22 protein-coding genes are annotated in these 19,062 nt (G+C 58.4%); 14 read left to right on the forward strand and 8 right to left on the reverse strand.

Translation table 11 applies throughout. From position 1 onward, the window contains the following. The 5 genes from RMR21_RS26440 (at position 1) to RMR21_RS26460 (ending at position 2,161) form a co-directional block, all read left to right on the forward strand. Positions 1-660, forward strand: coding sequence for an AAA family ATPase (locus tag RMR21_RS26440; RefSeq protein WP_132537793.1), 660 nt, complete (start codon positions 1-3; stop codon positions 658-660). Continuing rightward, on the forward strand, positions 657-1,007 hold the full coding sequence (locus RMR21_RS26445) for a chromosome partitioning protein ParB (protein WP_165915161.1): 351 nt from the start codon (positions 657-659) through the stop codon (positions 1,005-1,007). The genes RMR21_RS26440 and RMR21_RS26445 overlap by 4 nt, the downstream gene beginning before the upstream one ends. 96 nt (positions 1,008-1,103) lie before the next feature. After that, the gene (locus tag RMR21_RS26450) at positions 1,104-1,481 is read left to right on the forward strand and encodes a type II toxin-antitoxin system RelE/ParE family toxin (RefSeq protein WP_174050167.1); all 378 of its coding nucleotides are present in this window, start codon (positions 1,104-1,106) and stop codon (positions 1,479-1,481) included. Beyond that, complete coding sequence (locus RMR21_RS26455; RefSeq protein ID WP_498672964.1) at positions 1,462-1,797, forward strand: helix-turn-helix domain-containing protein; 336 nt, start codon at positions 1,462-1,464, stop codon at positions 1,795-1,797. The genes RMR21_RS26450 and RMR21_RS26455 overlap by 20 nt, the downstream gene beginning before the upstream one ends. Positions 1,798-1,813: 16 nt before the next feature. Further along, positions 1,814-2,161 (forward strand): hypothetical protein, encoded by a 348-nt coding sequence (locus RMR21_RS26460; RefSeq protein ID WP_174050164.1) that lies wholly within the window; start codon positions 1,814-1,816, stop codon positions 2,159-2,161. A gap of 98 nt (positions 2,162-2,259) precedes the next feature. On the opposite strand, the gene RMR21_RS26465 is transcribed toward RMR21_RS26460, so the two are convergent. The 3 genes from RMR21_RS26465 to RMR21_RS26475 are packed head-to-tail and all read right to left on the reverse strand — an operon-like array spanning position 2,260 to position 4,998. Continuing rightward, entirely contained in the window at positions 2,260-2,979 is a 720-nt protein-coding gene (locus RMR21_RS26465; protein ID WP_498672966.1) for a hypothetical protein, read from the reverse strand. Next, complete coding sequence (locus RMR21_RS26470; protein ID WP_498672968.1) at positions 2,979-4,730, reverse strand: type IV secretion system DNA-binding domain-containing protein; 1,752 nt, start codon at positions 4,728-4,730, stop codon at positions 2,979-2,981. The genes RMR21_RS26465 and RMR21_RS26470 overlap by 1 nt, the downstream gene beginning before the upstream one ends. Then, entirely contained in the window at positions 4,723-4,998 is a 276-nt protein-coding gene (locus RMR21_RS26475; RefSeq protein WP_498672970.1) for a mobilization protein, read from the reverse strand. Before RMR21_RS26475 ends, RMR21_RS26470 begins: the two co-directional genes overlap by 8 nt. A gap of 172 nt (positions 4,999-5,170) precedes the next feature. Between RMR21_RS26475 and traA the strand changes: the two genes are divergently transcribed. From traA to RMR21_RS26490, 3 genes are read left to right on the forward strand one after another with little or no spacing between them, the layout of a single operon-like run. Then, a complete protein-coding gene (gene traA / locus RMR21_RS26480) occupies positions 5,171-8,386 on the forward strand; it encodes a Ti-type conjugative transfer relaxase TraA (protein ID WP_498672971.1) in 3,216 nt (1,071 codons plus the stop codon). A gap of 23 nt (positions 8,387-8,409) precedes the next feature. Continuing rightward, complete coding sequence (locus RMR21_RS26485; RefSeq protein WP_498672973.1) at positions 8,410-8,865, forward strand: hypothetical protein; 456 nt, start codon at positions 8,410-8,412, stop codon at positions 8,863-8,865. 24 nt (positions 8,866-8,889) lie between these two features. After that, on the forward strand, positions 8,890-9,891 hold the full coding sequence (locus tag RMR21_RS26490; protein ID WP_498672975.1) for an HAD domain-containing protein: 1,002 nt from the start codon (positions 8,890-8,892) through the stop codon (positions 9,889-9,891). A 60-nt stretch (positions 9,892-9,951) separates the two neighbouring features. On the opposite strand, the gene RMR21_RS26495 is transcribed toward RMR21_RS26490, so the two are convergent. Next, positions 9,952-10,539, reverse strand: a complete 588-nt coding sequence (locus tag RMR21_RS26495) for a recombinase family protein (RefSeq protein ID WP_498672940.1) — start codon at positions 10,537-10,539, stop codon at positions 9,952-9,954. A 131-nt stretch (positions 10,540-10,670) separates the two neighbouring features. On the opposite strand from RMR21_RS26495, the gene RMR21_RS26500 reads away from it, so the two are divergent. After that, the gene (locus RMR21_RS26500; RefSeq protein ID WP_498672942.1) at positions 10,671-10,994 is read left to right on the forward strand and encodes a hypothetical protein; all 324 of its coding nucleotides are present in this window, start codon (positions 10,671-10,673) and stop codon (positions 10,992-10,994) included. After that, positions 10,957-11,208, forward strand: a complete 252-nt coding sequence (locus tag RMR21_RS26505; RefSeq protein WP_498672944.1) for a hypothetical protein — start codon at positions 10,957-10,959, stop codon at positions 11,206-11,208. Before RMR21_RS26500 ends, RMR21_RS26505 begins: the two co-directional genes overlap by 38 nt. A 292-nt stretch (positions 11,209-11,500) precedes the next feature. Here RMR21_RS26505 and RMR21_RS26510 read toward each other — a convergent pair whose 3' ends face one another. The 4 genes from RMR21_RS26510 to RMR21_RS26525 are packed head-to-tail and all read right to left on the reverse strand — an operon-like array spanning position 11,501 to position 16,132. Continuing rightward, positions 11,501-11,932, reverse strand: coding sequence for a hypothetical protein (locus RMR21_RS26510; protein ID WP_498672946.1), 432 nt, complete (start codon positions 11,930-11,932; stop codon positions 11,501-11,503). Beyond that, complete coding sequence (locus RMR21_RS26515; protein ID WP_498672948.1) at positions 11,929-13,380, reverse strand: peptidoglycan DD-metalloendopeptidase family protein; 1,452 nt, start codon at positions 13,378-13,380, stop codon at positions 11,929-11,931. The genes RMR21_RS26510 and RMR21_RS26515 overlap by 4 nt, the downstream gene beginning before the upstream one ends. After that, positions 13,377-13,811 carry a hypothetical protein gene (locus RMR21_RS26520; RefSeq protein WP_498672950.1) on the reverse strand — a complete coding sequence of 145 codons (435 nt, stop codon included), beginning with the start codon at positions 13,809-13,811 and terminating at the stop codon, positions 13,377-13,379. The genes RMR21_RS26515 and RMR21_RS26520 overlap by 4 nt, the downstream gene beginning before the upstream one ends. Then, the gene (locus tag RMR21_RS26525) at positions 13,808-16,132 is read right to left on the reverse strand and encodes a DotA/TraY family protein (protein WP_498672952.1); all 2,325 of its coding nucleotides are present in this window, start codon (positions 16,130-16,132) and stop codon (positions 13,808-13,810) included. Before RMR21_RS26525 ends, RMR21_RS26520 begins: the two co-directional genes overlap by 4 nt. Positions 16,133-16,368: 236 nt before the next feature. On the opposite strand from RMR21_RS26525, the gene RMR21_RS26530 reads away from it, so the two are divergent. From RMR21_RS26530 to RMR21_RS26545, 4 genes are all read left to right on the forward strand, one after another. Further along, positions 16,369-16,878 carry a hypothetical protein gene (locus RMR21_RS26530; RefSeq protein ID WP_498672955.1) on the forward strand — a complete coding sequence of 170 codons (510 nt, stop codon included), beginning with the start codon at positions 16,369-16,371 and terminating at the stop codon, positions 16,876-16,878. 89 nt (positions 16,879-16,967) lie between these two features. Next, the gene (locus RMR21_RS26535) at positions 16,968-17,195 is read left to right on the forward strand and encodes a ribbon-helix-helix protein, CopG family (RefSeq protein ID WP_174026907.1); all 228 of its coding nucleotides are present in this window, start codon (positions 16,968-16,970) and stop codon (positions 17,193-17,195) included. Positions 17,196-17,379: 184 nt separating this feature from the next. Continuing rightward, positions 17,380-18,090: a helix-turn-helix domain-containing protein gene (locus RMR21_RS26540; protein WP_498672957.1), complete on the forward strand. Its 711-nt coding sequence runs from the start codon at positions 17,380-17,382 to the stop codon at positions 18,088-18,090. Between the two features lie 243 nt (positions 18,091-18,333). Beyond that, positions 18,334-18,984 carry a SprT-like domain-containing protein gene (locus tag RMR21_RS26545; protein ID WP_498672959.1) on the forward strand — a complete coding sequence of 217 codons (651 nt, stop codon included), beginning with the start codon at positions 18,334-18,336 and terminating at the stop codon, positions 18,982-18,984. The last annotated feature ends 78 nt before the right edge of the window (positions 18,985-19,062 follow it).

A 19,062-nucleotide genomic window follows, 5' to 3' on the forward strand; every position in this document is an offset into this window, starting at 1 on the left:
ATGATTACAGTAGCTTTCTGCACACAGAAAGGCGGGACGGGCAAGACGACCATTGCCACGTCTCTCGCCGTCGCAGCTCACCTAGCCGGTAAGAAGTCGGCGCTTCTCGATCTCGATCCGCAAACCAATGCGGTTGACTGGTTTGACCGCCGTACAGGTGACGGCCCGGACGTGGCTTCGATCCAGCCGGGCGCTATCAGGCGCTCGCTGGACGCCTATCGCGGCCTTGGAATGGATTGGGTCTTTATCGACACGCCCGGGAAGATGGACAGCGCCAGCACCGAGGCGGCGAAGCACGCCGATATCGTGCTGATCCCTACACAGGCTCAAATTTTCGCAATCGACACCTTGGAGCCGCTTAAGCGGCTGCTCGACATGGCAGGAAGCCCGCCCGCCTTTGTTGTGCTGAATCTGGTTCATCCGAACGCAGGGGGGAGGGCGACCGACGACGCCGCCGCCATTACCGAGCGGTTCAATATCGCAGTTGCCCCGGTTCACCTATCCCGCCTCAAGACCTTCGAGGATGCGCCCGCATTGGGCCAGACCCCCCATGAGATTGAACCGGAGGGCCGGGCAGCAACGGAAATCGGAGCCTTGTTCGCGTTCCTCACCGAACAGGCAAGCATGCTTGCAGGAAAGCATGAAAGGATGAAATCATGAGCCGAAAACCATCCCTCCTAGCATCAGCTATGAAAAGTGCCGACGCCCGCGCGCCGGAAGCCGAAACGGCACCCGCGCCAGCAGCCGCCGAGGTGGCCGAGGAACGTAAAAGCCGCCCGGCTGTGCCTGCTGCGCAGGCCGGGAACTATGTTGCTCCCTCCCGTGCCAACAAGTCGGCCAAGACCTACTATCTCCCTCCGGCCTATTGGGAGACGCTGGCAGAACTCAGCTTCCGAACCCGCGACCCGCAAGGGAAGCGGATTCCACAGGAACGGCTTGTTGCCGAGGCGCTGAACCTGCTTTTCGTCAAATACAATTACCCGGTGGTTCGCGAAGGCGAGGATTAAAAGAAATCATGATTGCATGTTTTCATGCTGGCATGATTGCCTAAGCGCCCGAATGATCGGGATTGAAAAATATACCAGAACAGGTATAAGGTTTGTATGAAGCAGGAAGAACGCCCGCTTGAGTGGATTGGCAGCAGCCACAAGGATCTGATGCAGCTCCCGGCAGATGTGCGGAAGTCGGTCGGGTTCGCGCTGCATTTCGCGCAGCACGGCGAACTGCATCCGGCGTCAAAGGTCCTCAAAGGCTTTGGCGGCGCTGGCGTGCTGGAAGTGGTCGAGAACGATGTGGGCGGCACCTACCGGGCCGTTTACACGGTCAGGTTCGAGGAAGCGGTGTTCGTGCTGCATTGTTTCCAGAAGAAGAGCAAAAGCGGCATCGCCACGCCGAAGGCGGACATGGATGTTGTTCGGGCAAGGCTCAAGATGGCCGAGGCTCTAGCCAAGGAGATGAAAGATGCAAACCCGCGTCGTTAATGGGATCGAGGTCATGACCAGCTCCGGCAATGTTTTTGCCGATCTTGGTCTACCTGACGCCGACAAGCTCAAGGTGAAATCCGGCCTAATGATCGAAATCACCAAGGCTGTTCGCAGGCTTGGACTGACGCAGGAGGAAGCCGGGCGGCGCATGGGCCTTCCTCAGCCGAAGGTTTCGGCGCTGTTGCGCGGCGATCTTGCCAACCTGTCAGAGCGCAAGCTGATGGATGCTTTGAACCGCCTTGGTTACGATATCGAGATCACGGTGCGGCCTACCACTGATCCGGTCGGGCACCTAACGCTCGCAGTCGCCTAAGTTATTGGACAGCGCAATGAACGATGAAGAGCTTTTGCGGTTGCGGGCGAAAGCCCGAGCCGCCCTGTCAGCAGATCGAGCAGAGATTGACGCCGATATGTTGCGGAAGCACGAGAACGCCCTAGCGGCCTTGCGTGACCCTGAGATTGCCGAGGACATTCGCCTTGAGGCTCTTCTGACGACCAGAGATTGGGAAGATCGCGGCACAGTCAGCGAGGACCACATAGCAGCTTGGAAAACCATTCTTGCGATGGAAGACGAGGACGCCGCCACGTCGATCCTAGCCGATACAGAGGACGCCGCAGCGCTTCGACGCATGACGCCGTTCACAGAGCAGGCGTTGACCTACCAGAGACGCGGCTAAGCCGCGTCCCGGCCCGGAGGCGAACGCGCTCCCACATTGCGCCGTAGAGAGCCGGAGGGCCGCAATAAGAAAGCCCCGGCGCGCAGCGCCGGGACCGCTTAGCGATTGGACCAGCCTTCACCCCGTCGCCAGTCAATGAGGGGCTGTTGCAGCAGCACGACCCTTTCATATGGGCTACCGGCCAACGTGCCTTCCAGACCGGGCATGATGCGGAGCTGATCAGCATCCATCAGAGCTAGCAGCGTCGAGAGCCGGTTTCCCCCGGCGATTATCAGCCAGTATTCCGAGGCCGGAGCGACGGCCGATTTCGCCTTTTGGGCCAAGATCGATATCAGCTCGCTTTCCAGCAGCCCCACCCATGCCGCGTCATAGTTCCAGAACCACATTATGCGGTGGGCTTTGGTAGGGGAGACGGAGATACGGTCGATGTACCTGGCTAAGATCGGATGGCGCTGCGCATCAGGCGCGGCACGCTCGATTTCGGGATTGTGGCCGGTAAACTCGATCACCTCATTTATGAAGCCGTCGAGATCGCGCGTCGGTGGAACCCGCATTTCCCGAAAATAGAGTTTTACCGACCGATTGAGCGGATAATCGTCCCGTTCGAAGGCGAGATGCCTCAGCCTGTCCCAAGCTTCCTCGATCTGCCTCCGGCCGCTGACATGGTACTCTGTGACCTCGACACCGATATGCCGGTTGCCGGTCCTCAAAATGAAGTCCGGTCGCTCGGTCGCTTCGATATCAGCGTCCGCAATCTCGATGTTACAGGCCGTGAGATACGCCTTGAGCTGTTCTAGTTCGGTCTCTTTCTGGACCATTAGGATTGGCTGACTTTGGATTCGGGGAGGGGCACCCTGACCTTGATCACCGGCCAGTCGCCCGCGAAATTAAGATAGCCTTCCAGATCGGGAAGCTTCTGGATCTCGGACGGCAGCACAAGCCGCTCCATCACAATGTTGGTCGAGTAGGTGAGGGAGCCGCCCCCGCCAGTGCCGAAGCTGGTATGATCCTCTTGCATCTCCCTGTCGCCAAGCTGCTTTGACAGGTACTCGGCGGCGTTGCCCTCAGTGGTGCGCAGCACCAGCTTATTGCTGAAATTGTTCATCAGCGTTTCGGCGCGGTTGTCGCTGTAGGTCTCGCGGAGCTGGGCGAAGTCCTGCACAGCGACTACGATGGCGACCCCGGCCTTGCGCAGGCGCGTAGCGCCGACGAGCAGCGCCGGGATTTCGCCAAGGGAGTTCAACTCGTCTACAATGATCCATGTGGTGCGGAGAGGGGCGGGGCCTTCTCTCCGGTTGAGCGCCGATGTCACCATGATATCGACCCATGCGGCCAGCAGGTCGCGGGCAAGGGTCATTTCATAGTCGGAGTAGGGGAGGAACATCCATTCGGATGTGTCCGAGGCGATCCAGTCCCGCAGGGAGAAATCGCCGTCCTTCACGTAGCGCCACGCCTTCAGGTTGGCGATGAAGCTCATACGGACAGACTGAAGCCGACGCGCGTTATAGTCGTCGGACGCGGCCAGAACCTCGGCGGTGGTTCCGCTGACAAGTGGGGCCAGCTCTTCGGCTTCAGCCGCGATCAGGACGCGCTGTAGCTCGGCATTGGTGAACTTGCCATCATAGACCTCGAACAGGCCAGCGCCGACCGCTCCAAAGAGCGACTTCGCCATATCGTGCCATTCGGCGGAATTGCCGTTTCCTTCCGGCACGAAGCCGGAGGCGAGGCGGTCCCAATCGTAAAGGTCGCGCGCCTCGTTCGATAGCCGCCAGCCCACCGTTTCCTCGTGGAACGGCGACAGGATAAAATCGCCATCCTGACGGAAGGCGCGCATGAACTCGCTGTTGTTATCGAGCACGATTGCCCGGTCCCCACGCGCCCGGATCGTTTCGAGTAGACCGCGCAGCGCCGTGGTCTTTCCTGCGCCAGTCGAGGCGGCAATTGCGGTGTGCATTCGCTCGTGTCCGGGCGGAAACGGCACACCGGCAATTTCCGGCGCAGGCGGTCGTTCTGGATAACGTTTTTGCAGCTCCGCAAGGTAGCTTTCGCGAGAGGCGAAATCGGACCCTCGCATGTGTTGACGGGTGACGCCTTCCGGGGTGCTCAGCGCTGACCGGCCAAGCACTGCGACTATGAAAAAGAGTATGACCGTCGCGATGATGAAAACGGTCGTTGGAGCCCCTGCCACGCCGAACTGATAGCTGTAATCGGAGACAGTGTTATCGCGGATCAGATCGACAATAATGCGGGTGACGTGAGCCGAGGCAATCACCGTCGCCCAAAGTACCACTGCGAACACGAGGACGCGGCGAACACCGTGCATTCCTTGTATGTACTGAGCGACGACGCGGACACCTTCTCGCCGCGAAGCGGCGACCGCGAAAAATCCAAAACTGGCAATTCCGATCATCCACGCAATGCCGCTCAAAGGGGCTTTGGCGTACTCTGCGCCTTGGCCGACCATCGAGTAAATCGACAGGCCAGCCATCAGCAGGAATGCCCACTTCATGCGCGTCAGGCTTTCGGCCTGCTCACCCGTTAGCCAGCGGGGAAGGCGCGGGCTAGGCATCGTTGCTACGGCTGATTTTCGTCAGCAGCTCCGCAAAAATTTGACGGTCATGATCACGCGTCAACTTTTCCGGCAGCTCCTTAGCAAGCCATGATCGCAGCGCCTTGGAAGCCTCTGTGTCTTTTTCAATCTCTTGCAGGACCAGCGAGCCAAGCACAACGGTACGGCGGGTATCGTTGGCTCTTTCTGTTGCAGCCTTTCGCGCTTTCAGTGCTTTGGCTTGTTCTTCGAGTTCCGCTATTCTCTGATCGATATTCCGTCTTGCCATCCCGTTACACATCCTCTTGTCGCATCGATTTTCGTAGTTTGGCCGACACTATCACCTTTTTCAACGAACATTTGCGATTGTGGCTATGGTAGCGGGGCGTTTAACCCCTTCGTATGCATTAAAGGCGCACTTACGACTTGCTGCGCAAGTCAGGTTCTGCCAAATTGGTAGGATGGCAATATATCATTGTGCAATGAAGGTGGTTTCCAGAAAGACGGGGCGTAGCTCCGTCGCCGCTGCTGCCTACCGCTCTGGCACATCCCTACACAATGATAAGGAGGGCCAGACCTATGACTTTTCCCGCCGCTCTGGTGTTGTTCACGCCGAAATCGTCATTCCGAAAGGATCGGGCGCAGAGTGGGCGTATGACCGAAACGCGCTTTGGAACGCGGTTGAAGCGAAGGAGAACCGGAAGGACTCTCGCGTTGCGCGCGAATTTGAGATCGCGCTTCCTCATGAACTGGATGAGAACGAGCGCGAGGAACTGGCACGCACGTTTTCACAGGAGTTAGCGGACAAGTTCGGGGCGGCAGTCGATTTCGCAATCCACAAGCCGGACCCTCTCGGAAGCGAGAAAAACTTTCACGCTCACGTGCTTATGACAACACGCAAAGTGACGGCAGAAGGCCTGAATGAGAAGACCCTTATCGAGCTGAAAAATGCGGTCCTACTCAACAAGGATCTGCCGACAACCTTTCTGCAAATGAAAGAGGTTCGTCTTGCATGGGAGTTGATCGCAAACGAGGCGTTGGAGCGAGCTGGCATTGATGCGCGGATCGATCACAGATCGCACGTTGAACGCGGTCTTGAGCTGGCACCAACCCGACATATTGGTGTGCATGCGACCGCCATTCAGCGTCAGGGCGGCGTGATCGAACGCGAGCGCATGGACGCGGACACAGCACGGCTTAACGTGGAGATCGTACAGGAAAAACCAGAGCAGATTATTGCGCTCGTTAGCAGCCAGCAAAGCGTGTTTACGCGTGAGGATTTGGCCCGCTCGCTGCACCGCTACGTACATGACGATAACGAGGCATTTCAGGCGGCATTTGCTCGCATAATGGCATCGCCTGAACTGGTTGCTCTACGGAGTGACAAGGCTGACGGAATACAGCGTTTCACCACGCGTGAGATGTTCGACCTTGAGGCGGGCATGATCGCGACGGCGGAGCGGCTAGCGGGCGACCATTCGCATGTCGTCTCGCGTGATCATGTTGCGCGTGCCATCGATGTACAAAACGGTAAAATCAAAGCGAGCGTAGCTGAGGCCACAGCGGCCAAAGTTGCGCGCGGCGAGATGACGGAAGACCAGCGGGTTGCGGCTATTGCCGCTGCTGGTCTGTCTGATGAGCAGCGCCGAGCCATCGAACATGTTACCAGTGGAAGCCGAATAGCTCAGGTGGTGGGTGTTGCAGGTGCCGGTAAATCCACCATGCTCGCGGCGGCGCGGCATGCTTGGGAGGCGCAGGGCTATCGCGTCCATGGTGCGGCCCTGTCCGGTAAGGCGACATTCGGCCTACAGGAGTCATCCGGGATCAAGAGCCGCACGCTCGCTTCGTGGGCGCAGCGTTGGGATCGGGAACGCGACCTGATCGGCCGAGGCGACGTGTTCGTGGTCGATGAAGCTGCCATGATCGGTAGCCGTCAGATGAACCGCTTTATCAAAGAGGTCGAAGCACGCGGCGCTAAGATCGTTGTCGTTGGCGATCATGAGCAGCTTCAATCCATCGGCGCTGGCGCAGCTTTCAGGGCGATTGGTGCGCGCATCGGATTTGCGGTTCTGAAAGAGGTCCGTCGCCAGCGTGAGGTATGGCAGGCGAAAGCCACTTTGGCCTTTGCCGAAAAGCTCACAACCGAAGCGCTGCGAGCCTATCGGAACCATGGCGATATCGTCATGGAGGCGACCCGCGACACGACCCGCAGCCGCATCGTGGCCGATTACCTGGCTGACCGAAGCGAGCGCCCCGAGGCATCCCGCGTGATCCTATCGCATCAACGGGCAGACGTGGCCGCGATGAATGCCGAAGTGCGATCCGCGTTGCAGGATAGCGGCGAGCTGGCACGGGGTTCCGAGGCTGGCGAACGGGTGTTTCAGACGGACGCCGGGAAGCGCGCGTTCGCCGCGGGCGACCGGATGGTGTTCCTAGAAAACAATAAGGCTCTAGGCGTGATGAACGGCACGCTTGGGACCGTAGAGCGCGTAGCGGGGAACCGCATCAGTGTGGCGCTCGACAGTGGCAACCGCATCGAGGTGCCGGCGGATCAGTACACGGCCTTTGATCATGGTTATGCGACGACCATCCACAAATCGCAGGGCGACACGGTAGACCGGGCTTTCGTGCTCGCGAGCAAGGGAATGGACCGGCATCTGACGTATGTGGCGATGACCCGCCACAGGGACGGTGCGAAGCTCTATGCGGCGACAGAGGATTTCGACCGGGGCGGCGGGCGACTGGTTGCCCATGGCCGCGCCCCGTTCGAAAATCAGCCCGGCAAGCGCGAGAGTTATTTCGTTACGTTGGCCGATGAAAAAGGTCAGCGCCACACCGTATGGGGTGTGGATCTTGAGCGCGTCATGAGAGAGGCCGCGCCGGAGATCGGGGACCGGATCGCACTTGAGGTAACAGGCCAAGAGGCTGTCACTCTGCCAGATGGAACAACGGCGCACCGGAACACGTGGGCGACGATCGGCGCTGACGATCTGGCCTATAAGCAGCTTGAGCGCCAGCTCAGCCGCGACGGCTCGAAGGAAATCAGTCTCGACTATATGCCGATGACCCGCGAAGAGCGGGAAGAGGCGAAGGCCGAGCAGGAGCGGCCAGCGCCAGAGGAAGAAGCCGCGCCAGCCCCGCCGCCCATCCCTGCGCCCATTGCGCAAGGGTTTGACCGGAAGGCAAATTATATCCCGGCCCGCGACAAGGCCGCAGCAGATCGTGCAGCCCTAGCAAGCGCTGTAGCGGCCCGCATGCACTCTCCGGCATCGTCTGAGAAGGAGCGGCCAGCTACGCAGGAGCAGGCCAACCCTGCCTTAACCTCCAATCAGCGTAAGGCGGATTATTTCCCGGTCCACGATAAGGCAGCAGCAGATCGAGCGGCCCGAGCGAACGATTCAGCGGGGCGCACGCACTCTCCGCCATCACCAGACCAAGCGCAGTCAGCCACGCGTGCCGAGACTCCGACGCCTCCCAAACCGTCTGCAAAATGGGAAGCGCTGAAATCCAAAAAGCCGCCCGCTGACAAAGCCCCTGAGACACAACAAGCGCCGGTCGCGCCGAAAGTCCCGAGTGTCAATGCAGATCGGCATGCGGTCGCAGATGAAGCGCACAAGAGGGCCGAGGCCGAAAAAGCCGCAGTTCGTCTCAGGCCAGATTACAATCCGTTTGATTGAAGCCAGTAAGGAGCGTCCAATAAATGGCAGAAGGAAAGGCATTCCCCACGTTTGAAGAGGCCAAGAGCGATGGTGAAAACATCGTCAGGGCCAAGAATGACGCCCACCGGGAAAAGGAGAAGGAAAACCAAGAGAAGCTGACCGGCCAACATCGCTCAGCGATGGAGGAGGGAATTGGAAACAGCGATAGCGCCGCCTCGTCTGCATCTGGTGAGGCTCAGAACCAGTGGCAGGCCAAGGTTGCCGCCGTTGATGCTCAGCACGGACGTGAGGTCAGCGCCGCCGAGAGGACGCAGCAACAGCCGACCGACCGCAAAGCGGCGTATCAGGCCGAGCTGGCGCAGCGAGAGGCACGGACCTCGCAGGATAAACCCTTTGATCGCAAGGCCGCTTATGAAGCAACCAAGCGGCAGGAGGGTGAGGCGGCGAGGGAGGTTAAAGAGCTTCGCGAACACCGTAATGACCAATGGGACCGCTAGGCCAAATGCTAGGAGGGCATATGAATGACGGATCAGACACAGGATGATGTGACGCATCAAATAAAACAGGCAGAGAACATCGCCCTCGACATGCTTGCACGGCAGATGTCGAAGCTAGACGAAACAGCCGCTGACCTGAGAGGAATGGTTCTATCTCTTTCTGATAAAGAGATGTTTGAGCCTCATATTTGGCAGCAAGGGTGCGAAGAAATCGCAGAAGAAGCCAAAAAGCTTTGGGACAAGTGGCGTTACCTCCACGATTTCAATGGACCCCATTATATAAAAACTTTGAGAGGGCTTAACGCCCACCTGGCAGCCCGAGAGGCGATCTCGAATTACAAAGAAAAGCTAAAAACGCTCCCCCCGGAAATGATGATGTTTCAGAGGGAGTATAAGGCGTTCAAAGGCCGATACTTCGAAGACAGGGTGGTGTTTCTCGATATTGAAGATGTTCTTCTCACGGGCAGTGACTGGTTGGTCCCTCACAATATTGAATTGGTGGGGATGCCGGAGAAGGATCAGATGGACAAGGTCCAATTCCCCCAGCGTAGCATCGCCCTGATTGTGAGACTGTGCGAAAAGGCTGATGCAAGCCTAGTCCTCACATCGAAATGGCGAAGGGAATGGCCGCATGATCGCGAGGCGTTATTAGATCGTCTTGTTGAGCAGGGTTTACGGCGCGAGCTTTGGCACGAAAACTGGATGATACCAGTCTTTTCGGGCCTCAATAAATGGCAAGAACTAGCGAGATGGACGGAAAGCGCCAGCAATCTACTCGCCCTGATCATCAGTGGGAATGTCCCTGTTGATCCCGACCCCTTGCACGCCCAGAAAGCTGAAATCCTACAGACATATGCGCGAAATGGGTTTGACCTAGACAACCTTAATGACGCCTTGAAATTTTTCGAAGTCAAAGAAGCATCAGCGAAAGTGCCACCATCTCTCCCGCCCAGAGGGGGCCAATTCTACCCGACTACGGGGAGCCGTGGACCGTCCCGGCGTTCCGCTACAAGCTTCCGGCCTTGAGCCTGATAACCCGCCCCCTACGGCCCTACAGCCCTATGTGAGAGAGCGGGCCTCCGGGGGCTAGTCGTCGGTGGATGCCGGACTATTCTTCTCGCCCTCGATCACACCAGATCGCAGCCGCTGGATTGTCCACCGGCTGACCCCGTAAGATCGCGCCACCACAGAGAGCGCATCACCCCTGTCCAGCCGCTCAAGCGCTTCCTGTTGCTGAAAGGGAGTCAACTTCGTTGGCGCACCGAACCTCACGCCCCGCGCCTTCGCATGCGCCCGCCCTTCGCCGGTTCGGGTTTTGATCAGCTCGCGTTCGTATTCCGCAAGCCCGGCGAGGATCGCCAGTAGCAGCCGACCGTGCGGGCTTGTGGTGTCAGCCCATGCGTCACCCAAGGATCGGAATCCGGCCCCGCGCTTCGCCACAGTGTCGAGGATCAGGTGCAGGTCGAGCGAGGACCGGGCAAGACGGTCGATCCGGGTCACAAGGAGAACATCTCCGTCACCCAGCTTATTGAGCAGGCCCTTTAGCCGGGGACGCTCACGCGCGCCGCTGGCGACCTCGCGCACGATGGTTTCGCAGCCTGCCACGCGCAGCGCTTCCGCCTGTGCGGCTACGTCCTGTCCATCCGTCGAAACTCGCGCATACCCATAAATCATGGGTCCCTTTATGCACCGGATTTCTGCACCATGCGAGAGGGTGCAAAATCAGCGACTTAGCATGTGGTGCAAAAGTCTTGATTTATGCACCACATGCCGTCAATATCATCCCGCAACCGAAGAGGGATGCCATGCTTGATAGAGTGCGGGAAATTGTAGGGTCGGGGGAGGTTACAGCCTACGAAAGGGTTGCCCTTTATGAGGATCGCGACCAGATCGAGACGGAACGCTGCTATACGGAAGCGCTCTATCACGGCGAAGACGGCTATTTTCTTGTGGTTGAAAACAATCTTTTCGCCCTCTCGCAGGATGCAGCCTTTTCGTGGCTGAATAGGCGCGGCTTCTATGAAATAATGCTTGCCATATATTCGGAGATCGAGGGCACGGAGATCGGGTTGCCGGAAGGAGATTATTTCAATGAGCTTGTTCAGTCGGAAAAAATCGGAAAGCCCTGACAAGAACGTTAGAGAGTATTTTGACCCTTCGTTTTTCAACGGTGCGGGTTTGAAAGAGGACGTTGACCATCCGCTTAGCCATCTCGCAAACCTCTTGGTACATTCTGAAATTCGACGGCTCGACACCAACGACCGTCTTGACCAGCTCATCGAGCTACAGCGCGAAACCCTCGAAACGCAGAAGGCCATTTTGGACGAACTGCGCAAACGGTGATGCTCAGCCGTTCCGCTCTTTGACTATCTCCGCTTTGGTCGCGAGCACCTGCCGCAGGACCCTTTGATAGTCGCATTCATCACACAGCCACGGTGCGCCGTGGTGCAGGCTTCGAGGGATTGCATGGGCTTCCCCACAATCCAAGCAGTTAACGCCCCTGCCGTCGCACTCGTCACAAAGGCCGACCTCGTAGCGCCCCTTGTCTCCATCTTCGGCCCAAAATTCGCGGTATCGCGTGCCATGGTCGCAGCGGGTGCTAAAGCCGAGTATCAGCATTTGCACCCTTCCCCGATCAGCCGTCCATTTTGCAATAGTACAAGACCCGCTCCCCGGAGAACGCGAACGACAAGCCTAATCGGCCCACTCGTTTCACTGTACCTTTCGCCGGTCCGCTGTCCCCTTCACTTTCGCGATTGATCGTAAAAGGGATTCCGCCGCCTTTGCTTTTTTGCAGGACGACAGTTCCAGTCACGCCCGAAACGTCCATATCGTCTTCCCAACGGTTGCCGGAAATTTTCAGATCTTCGCTTTTGTTTCGGGTCTCGAATAGCTCCGAAGCGAGGAACCTCCGGCAATCTTCATCATTGCGGGGGCCTCTGTCCGTCTCGGTTGTTGTCTTTGCCCGATAGACCGCATAGCGGCCGTCGAGCGTGGTATCGCTCGCACCGGCTATCGCCGGGGCGGCAAGAAGCGCAAGGGCGGTGATTGTCGGGCAAATTCTCATAGGCCATCCCCGTTCCGCGTCATCAGCAAGAGCATGTGCGCAATAGCGCTATCGGTGCGGCCTTGGAGATTTTGGGCGCTCGAGGACGCCGCGCGCAGCTCGAGCGCGTTTTGACGGGTCATGTTGATGGCGAGGGACCGCAGATCGGCGTCGGCATTGGCCACGGCGCTCCCCGAGCTGGTCATGTAAGAGCCGTCCCCCGATGCCATCGTGTTCGTGTTGACGCTTTCGCCGGAGCTGGTCGGTGTCTCCGCGACGGTCTGGCCGGGTGTGCATGTGTTCTGTAGGGATTGATTGCGCTTGGCGCGAACCGCCGCCATGCCGATGACCGGGATACGCTCCTTCAGGTAGCGTTCCGGGTTCACATAGAACCACGTCTTAGGCGATGCGGCCTTCAGGGAGTCCGCCGTGGCGTATCCGTTCGGATCGCGCTTTCCCCCACCCTCTGGAAAGGCGCAATCGTCGGTGCTGGACCCCGGCACGCATTTCGTTGCCGAGATCGCGCTTGCGGGCACCTGAACCTCGAAATGCAAATGCGGCTTTCCGGCCGACTTGTTGTCGCCAATCTTGGCGATTTCCTCGCCCGCTTTCACGTCCTTCGGCTCAGGTCGTGAGTACGAATGCAGATAGAGCGTCCGGAACTGGTCGCCCGTGACCATCACGCCCATGCCGCCCACGCTGAGCTTGCCGTCATGGGCGGCAAAGAGCTGCTTTCCGCCCGATGCTTGGCCTACGGCGTCTTTCGGATAGATATCCGATCCGCGATGCCAGCCATTGCCAGCGCCCGCACCTGGGCGATCCCACGCCCCATATTCCGAGAAGATAACGGGGCTGGTGACAGGGTGCGCCGCCAAGCAGGACCCGGCCCCTCCGCCCCCCTCGCTGCCCGTGCATTGCTCATTGACCTGATTTTCTGCGAGGTAGGTTCCGGCGCAAGTGCCGTTCCCGTCTACCGCGTCGGAGCCTGTGCCCTTGTTGGTGCAATCGCCGCCGCTCGACAGCCAGTATTTCAAACCGCCAGCACCGACGAGGTGGCTACCGGCGATCAGCCCGGCACGGGTCACGGGAACGCCGTTAATCGTCTGGCCGATGTATTGCTGCCAGTTCCCGAGGTAGCTCAGGTTTTTCTCGCCATAGGCGAGGAAGGCGTTGTCCTGTGCAGTCGGATTCGACAGGTAATCGTCTAGCGATTTTACGCCATCTTTGCCGGTCCAGTTGCCACCGGCATCCATGTAACCGGCATCCTGCAGGGCTTCGTCGCCCATCTGATAGGCGCCGTAGAACCCGTTCCCGGTGTTGGTCGTGTAGTTGCCGGAGCCTTCTGATTGACGGATGTTATTCATGAAGCCGCCGCAGTCCGTTGCGGTTGGTTGAGCGTTCCGGGCTTCGGTCAGGGCGGTTGTCGCCAGCAATATGCCGACTACGAAAGTGTAGCGTCGTAGCATCATGGCAGATCGGCCCCCTTCCCGCAGATGGTCAATCGGCCGTCCTTCACGTCGAGCTGGTTGAGCGCTCCGCAGGCCGTAAAGGGCTTGCCCGAGGCGGCGACCTTGTAGGAGGGCGTGAGGCGCTGAATGATCCACGTGCATTCGTCCGGCCTGCATGACTCGGCCGAGCGGAACGACGAAACGAGATATTGAGCCTCCCCCGCTTTGAACAGGCCATAGGAGAAGCTGTAAGCCCGCTCGCCAACGGCCTTGATTTCAGAGGCCCACACGTCCCGCATGATCAGCCCAACACCATTTGACGGGTCTTGGCTTTCCGGCGCTCGTAGCTTGGTCAGTGTCAGCGGTTCGGCGTAAGCAGGGCTGCTGAGGATTGCCGCCGACAAAACGGCTCCGCTGAATACAGCATGACGGATAAAAGCGAGCCGCTTCATTTTTGTGTTCCTCCTAAGTTACCTCGACTTTTGCTAGAACGCATGTCTTTGAGGCGTGCCATAGAACCGGCAAGCTGCCCCCGGCTACGCGACGAGCCCAAAAGGGCACCGGCCATTGCAGATGTTGGATTCCCAAGCACACTGTCGGAGCGGTCTCTTTGCGAGCCGAGCATGCGAGATGCGCCGCTTTCGACCATCTCCATGACGAAATCCGAGACGCCATCGATGAGGCTACAGCAGTAGGTCACAAGGAAAACGGCAAGCGACATGTAGACAAAGAAACCGCCGATCGCCAAACCAATATCGCCGATACTAGCATTCAAACCGCTTGTGTTGGGAGCAAGAGCGATGAAAGCGTTTGCAGCAAAGAAATTAAGGATATCCAGCCCAACGCGCATCATGATCATGCAGAATACAAGGCCGACGATGATCAGCGTGGGCCGAACCAAGAGCGCCAGCAAAGTGCTGAGAACTTTGGCTACACTGGTTCCGGCAATGCCGCCGTTTCGGTTTGGGTAGAACATCTGCATAAGCCAGAATGGCGCGGTGATAATCGTCTGAACCGCAAGGACGAACCACGATATCGCAGCGAGGAAAAAATAGACGAGCGGCATGTAGGGAACGATAACCGCCAGCATGAAGCCAATAGCGAAAAGCAACCATCCTAATGGCGCTGCGTGTGAGGCGAGTTCACCTAGCAGCATCACCGCCGGATGCTTTCCAAGGGCTGAAGCAGCTGACCCCGCCCCCGCAACCACGAGCACGCCTGACCCGTATGTCATGATTTTTGCGCCGGTTGCTTGGAGCTGAGGGATAGGGTCAATCCACCCTTGTCCGTCCCAAGGTTCAACGTCTGCAAGGTCGAGCAGAATATCGTTCAGAGATTTACTCAAAGAAACGCCACCGGAGTTTGCATTTCCGATTGTTGCGGAGTTCACGCCTTGGATGGCGGAGTTTTGGGCGGCGTTACGGAAGGCGGGCGCGATCTCGGCCAGCGCCAAGGTGTCTCGCTTGTAGGCGTCGAAAAACACTTGCAGCTCGTTGGAGCAGCCGTTTTCGAACCATCCACCACACCCGAAGGCTCTTTGAAGGTCTTCGACAGGCTGATTGCTCAATACCTCAACGCCACCAAGGCCAAGTTTGGACAGCGATGTAGTCGCATTGACGAGGACACGCTGATAAAGGACAGCATAGAGCCATCCGTTTTTCTGGTTTCCTGTCATCGCGGCGTTGGTGTGCTGGCGAAACTCAGCCGGGGCTTGTTTCAGAGCGCCCTGCATAGCGGTCTTCGCGCGGTCTATGGTACCAGTCACAGCCGACTGAATGGCATTCAATTGCGCCTGTCCGCGCAGACGCTGGCCGTTTTCCGGAAACAGTTTTTGATAGAGGCCGTCCCCTTCGGTCCGGATCGCCTGTAACAGAGCATCCCCGCCCGCCTTCGCAGCTTGCGCCTGAAACCGAGCGGTTGAACGCGCAAGTTCCACTTGTGCCGCGCTGTTGCCGGGAGCTAGGTCGCTTCCCGCCGACTGCGCGCTTATCTGCCTTTCGGAGGCGTAGGATACCGTGACCGAACCGCAGAGGCCGGAACTGTCATCCAGTCCCTTGCCCCCCTTATAGGTCAGCACGGTTTGAGTGTAGCCGTCACTTTCAGAAGTGAAGGTTGGAGGCGGGGTGACGGTGGTCACGGCACCGTCAGGGGTCGCCATGGATGACGTGCCCTTGCTAATTGCTACCCGGCACACCTCCCCCGCAACGCGCGTTGCAAGGCCCGCCGCGATCTGCTCACGCAATGCCTTTTCAGTCGAAGGTTCGGAATAGAACCATCCATCGTCCGCCTTACTCGAAAAGGCTGCATTGACAGTGTTGGCGGTCGCCATCTTCTCAGCAGCAACCCGCCAAGTCGTATCTCCAAGACCGGCAGACCACACGGCAACCTGCATCGTACCTAGTTGCAGGGCGTTGAAGCCATTGAAGGCGGGAAAGCAGAGAATTGCACCAATCCCGGCGAAGACGAGCGTCCAGCTCGGGTTCGTTGAGCGTCCGCCCGCCTCCCCGTCATTTGCCGTGTCCTTCAGCGCGGCAAAAATGAGGTAGGTCGCAACCACTGCGACAACCGCCAGCATCGCCCAATTCATTGTCTCGATGAGCAGAGCAAGAATGTCGTTCGTATTATCGCACGCCCCACCGTTTGACCCGGCAGCGCCGCCGCCTGCTGCCCATACATAATCAAAGGTACAGCCAAGCAGGCGACGGAGGAAAACCAACGAGGCGCTATAATCCTCGGGCGTGAACATGCCTGAAATGTCGTCTGGCTTTGCCATGCGCTTCCCCACATTCACATTGCTCCGAGATTGCGGAACAATGTATTTTGTTTGATGGGGCATATTTTAGCTGATCAAGGAATCCCGAGCTAGAATAGTTTCACAGTGTTCTGAAATAAAAAAACAATGTCCTTTTCCAAAAGGAGCACGATTACTACAAAATAGGCCATTGCAATTGCCAATTGCGCGTGATGTGGCGTAAATTGATGCTTCGATATCTTATTATGGAGGCAAGCATGGCATTGAATTCGCCAGTACGCATGAAGCCGGAAATCATCAAGCGAGAGCATCGCTATGTAGCAGCGGCAGCACGCGGCGCACTCGCCCATGATCGTGCGTCCTGCCCTCGCTGCGGTTCCGGTTCGCTTCATCCCACAGCCGATAGAGAGCTACGGCGCTGTGACGGTTGCGGATCGAGCGTGAGCCTCGACGAGCTGGCAAGTCATCATGGAGAGTGGTTGAGCGAAACAGCCGCGCAGCGTCAGGATCATTTCAGGCGCAGCGCCCGCATCCTGATGCAGTTCGCAGCGCTTGGCCTTGCCCTGTCAGCCGGGGCCAGCCTTTACGCCGGATCATCGCAGATGGTGTTTGCGGCCAGCCTCTTAGCGCTCCCGGTGTTCGCCGGAGCTTTTGCTATGCGTTACCGAGCATGGCAGGCCGCTACAGGCCGTTTCTACGAGGCTCAGGCCCCTTTCGGTGACTTCATGCGCGACGAGCTGCGCGGCTTCACAGGCGGGCGCGGATGACGGTTTCTGCTCCCCGCTTCAGTGCCAATAACGCGCCCTTGGGAAATAAGGGGTTGCAGAATCGGGCAAATCAGCGATTAGTCGTAATCATGAAGCGTGAAACGACAGAGAATCGGAGAACGGAAGAGGTTCGCAAGAACGTCGCCGCTCACCGTGCGCGGCAAGCCGCTGCTGGTCGAGTTGCGCTGAATACCTACGTTCCGGGTGAGCTGATCGAGGCAATCGACCAGATCAAGGAACAACGGGGTGCGTCGTCGCGCATGCCGATCATCGAAGAAGCTTTGAGGTTCTATATCGAGAACGCACCGAGGGCATAAAACGAAAAACCCCAACCGTTGCAAGCGGTAGGGGTTTTTGGATTATCGGAACGACCGTGTTGGGAAGCCCGTAAGACTGCTTTCCAACATAGTCGGAAGACCACCAACCTGCAAGAGGTCTCTCTTGCGGGAACGCTGAATCTTTGTCCGCTGTCCATGCCCTCCAGTTGGAGGACGAAGGACGATGTTTGCACAAATTGGGGCGGTGCTCGCAGGGGCACCGGCCGAACGGGAACGCACGCCCGTTCGAAGGCAATCCCGCGCGGCCGGGAAATGCGAGGGCGTATTCTGGAAGCGTACCAATCGACAGGAGGTCCGTCAGATCGTGCTTGCGGCGCGGCGCTACGAAATCGCATGCCGAGAGCCAGGTACACGCAACGGCCCCCTAGGCGGGGTCGCAATCGAGGTGTTGGACCTGTTCGCCAATCTGGTGAACTTCCGCACCGGCAGGCTGGACCCGTCGATAGACTTCCTCATGCTCAAGCTGCGGCGTTCGCGTGACGCTATCGTGCGCGCGCTGAAGGCGCTTCGGTCGCATGGCTTTCTCGACTGGCTGCGGCGCTATGTGCCCACCGGCAACGAGGGGCGCGGCCCACAGGTCCAGCAGACCAGCAACGCCTACCGGCTGTCACTCCCTGCCCGTGCCCGTAAGTTCCTTGGCCGGTTTGGCGTCACCCCTCCCCTGCCCGACGACCACGTTCACGCCGAGGCCGAGCGTGTCGCTGCCACAGAGGCGCATCGCGCTTCGTTAAACATTGAGGAGCGTACCCTGTTCGACGTGGGAGATAACCCCTTGGGACAGGCGCTTGCACGCCTTGCGAGATCGATCAAACAACGTGAGTCCGCCAGACAGACTGAATCCCCATCTGGTTTTATAAAAGATAGGAAAGAATAAGCGGTCGCCGCTGATCGGGCCGCTATCGCGCCCCTGCGGCGGTTCCGACCCGCGCAAGTGCGGGCCGGTCCGGCACCCTCATCACCAAAAATCGCAACGTTCGCGTTTGCGGCTGTCGTCGCATGGGCTTTCGAGGAAAGCGCGTGGAGAGGGCAGCGCCAAATTGTGAAATCATGCAAACATGCTTGCATGTAAGCATAGAACCCGATATTGTTGTTTCGTACGATACAAAAGAGGCAACCCATGATTTCCGCAAACCCGACCTCGAAAACATATGCCGCCCTCAATCGGGCCTACGATTTTTTCAATGAACGGCTGTTTGGCGGGCAGCTTTCTCCCTGCCTCGTGACGTTGCAGCGCAAAAACAAAGCCTACGGCTATTTCGCCGGGGGGCGGTTCGGATCGAAGGACGGGGCGGAGATTACGGACGAGATCGCCCTGAACCCGTCGCACTTTGCCAGTCGCACCGACGAGCAGAGCCTATCGACCCTCGCCCATGAGATGGCGCACCTGTGGCAGCACCACTTTGGCAAGCCGTCGCGCAGCGGCTACCACAACAAGGAGTGGGCGGCGAAAATGCACGAAATCGGTTTGCATCCTTCCGATACCGGCCAGCAGGGCGGCAAGGAAACCGGGCAATCGTGCAGCCACTACATCATTGCCGGTGGACCTTACGCGCGTGCTTATGCCGAGCTGGCGGCGCAGCCCGATTTTTCGGCGCTCTATGTCGAGCTTTGGGACGACGCCGACGCTCGCAAGAAGCGCAAGGCCAAGGCAGCGAGCAAGACGCGGTACACGTGCCCGGTTTGCGATCTTCACGCATGGGCCAAGCCCGATACGAAGCTGATTTGCGGCGAGTGCGAGCAGCCCTTATCGCCCGACGAAGAAGAGTGATTTACGATTTCGAAATGCAAACATGCTTTCATGTTGATATGCAAGCATGTAAGCTTAATTTCATGAAAGGATGAAAGC

The sequence above is a fragment of the Agrobacterium sp. rho-8.1 genome (genome assembly GCF_033957725.1).
Classification (GTDB): domain Bacteria; phylum Pseudomonadota; class Alphaproteobacteria; order Rhizobiales; family Rhizobiaceae; genus Agrobacterium.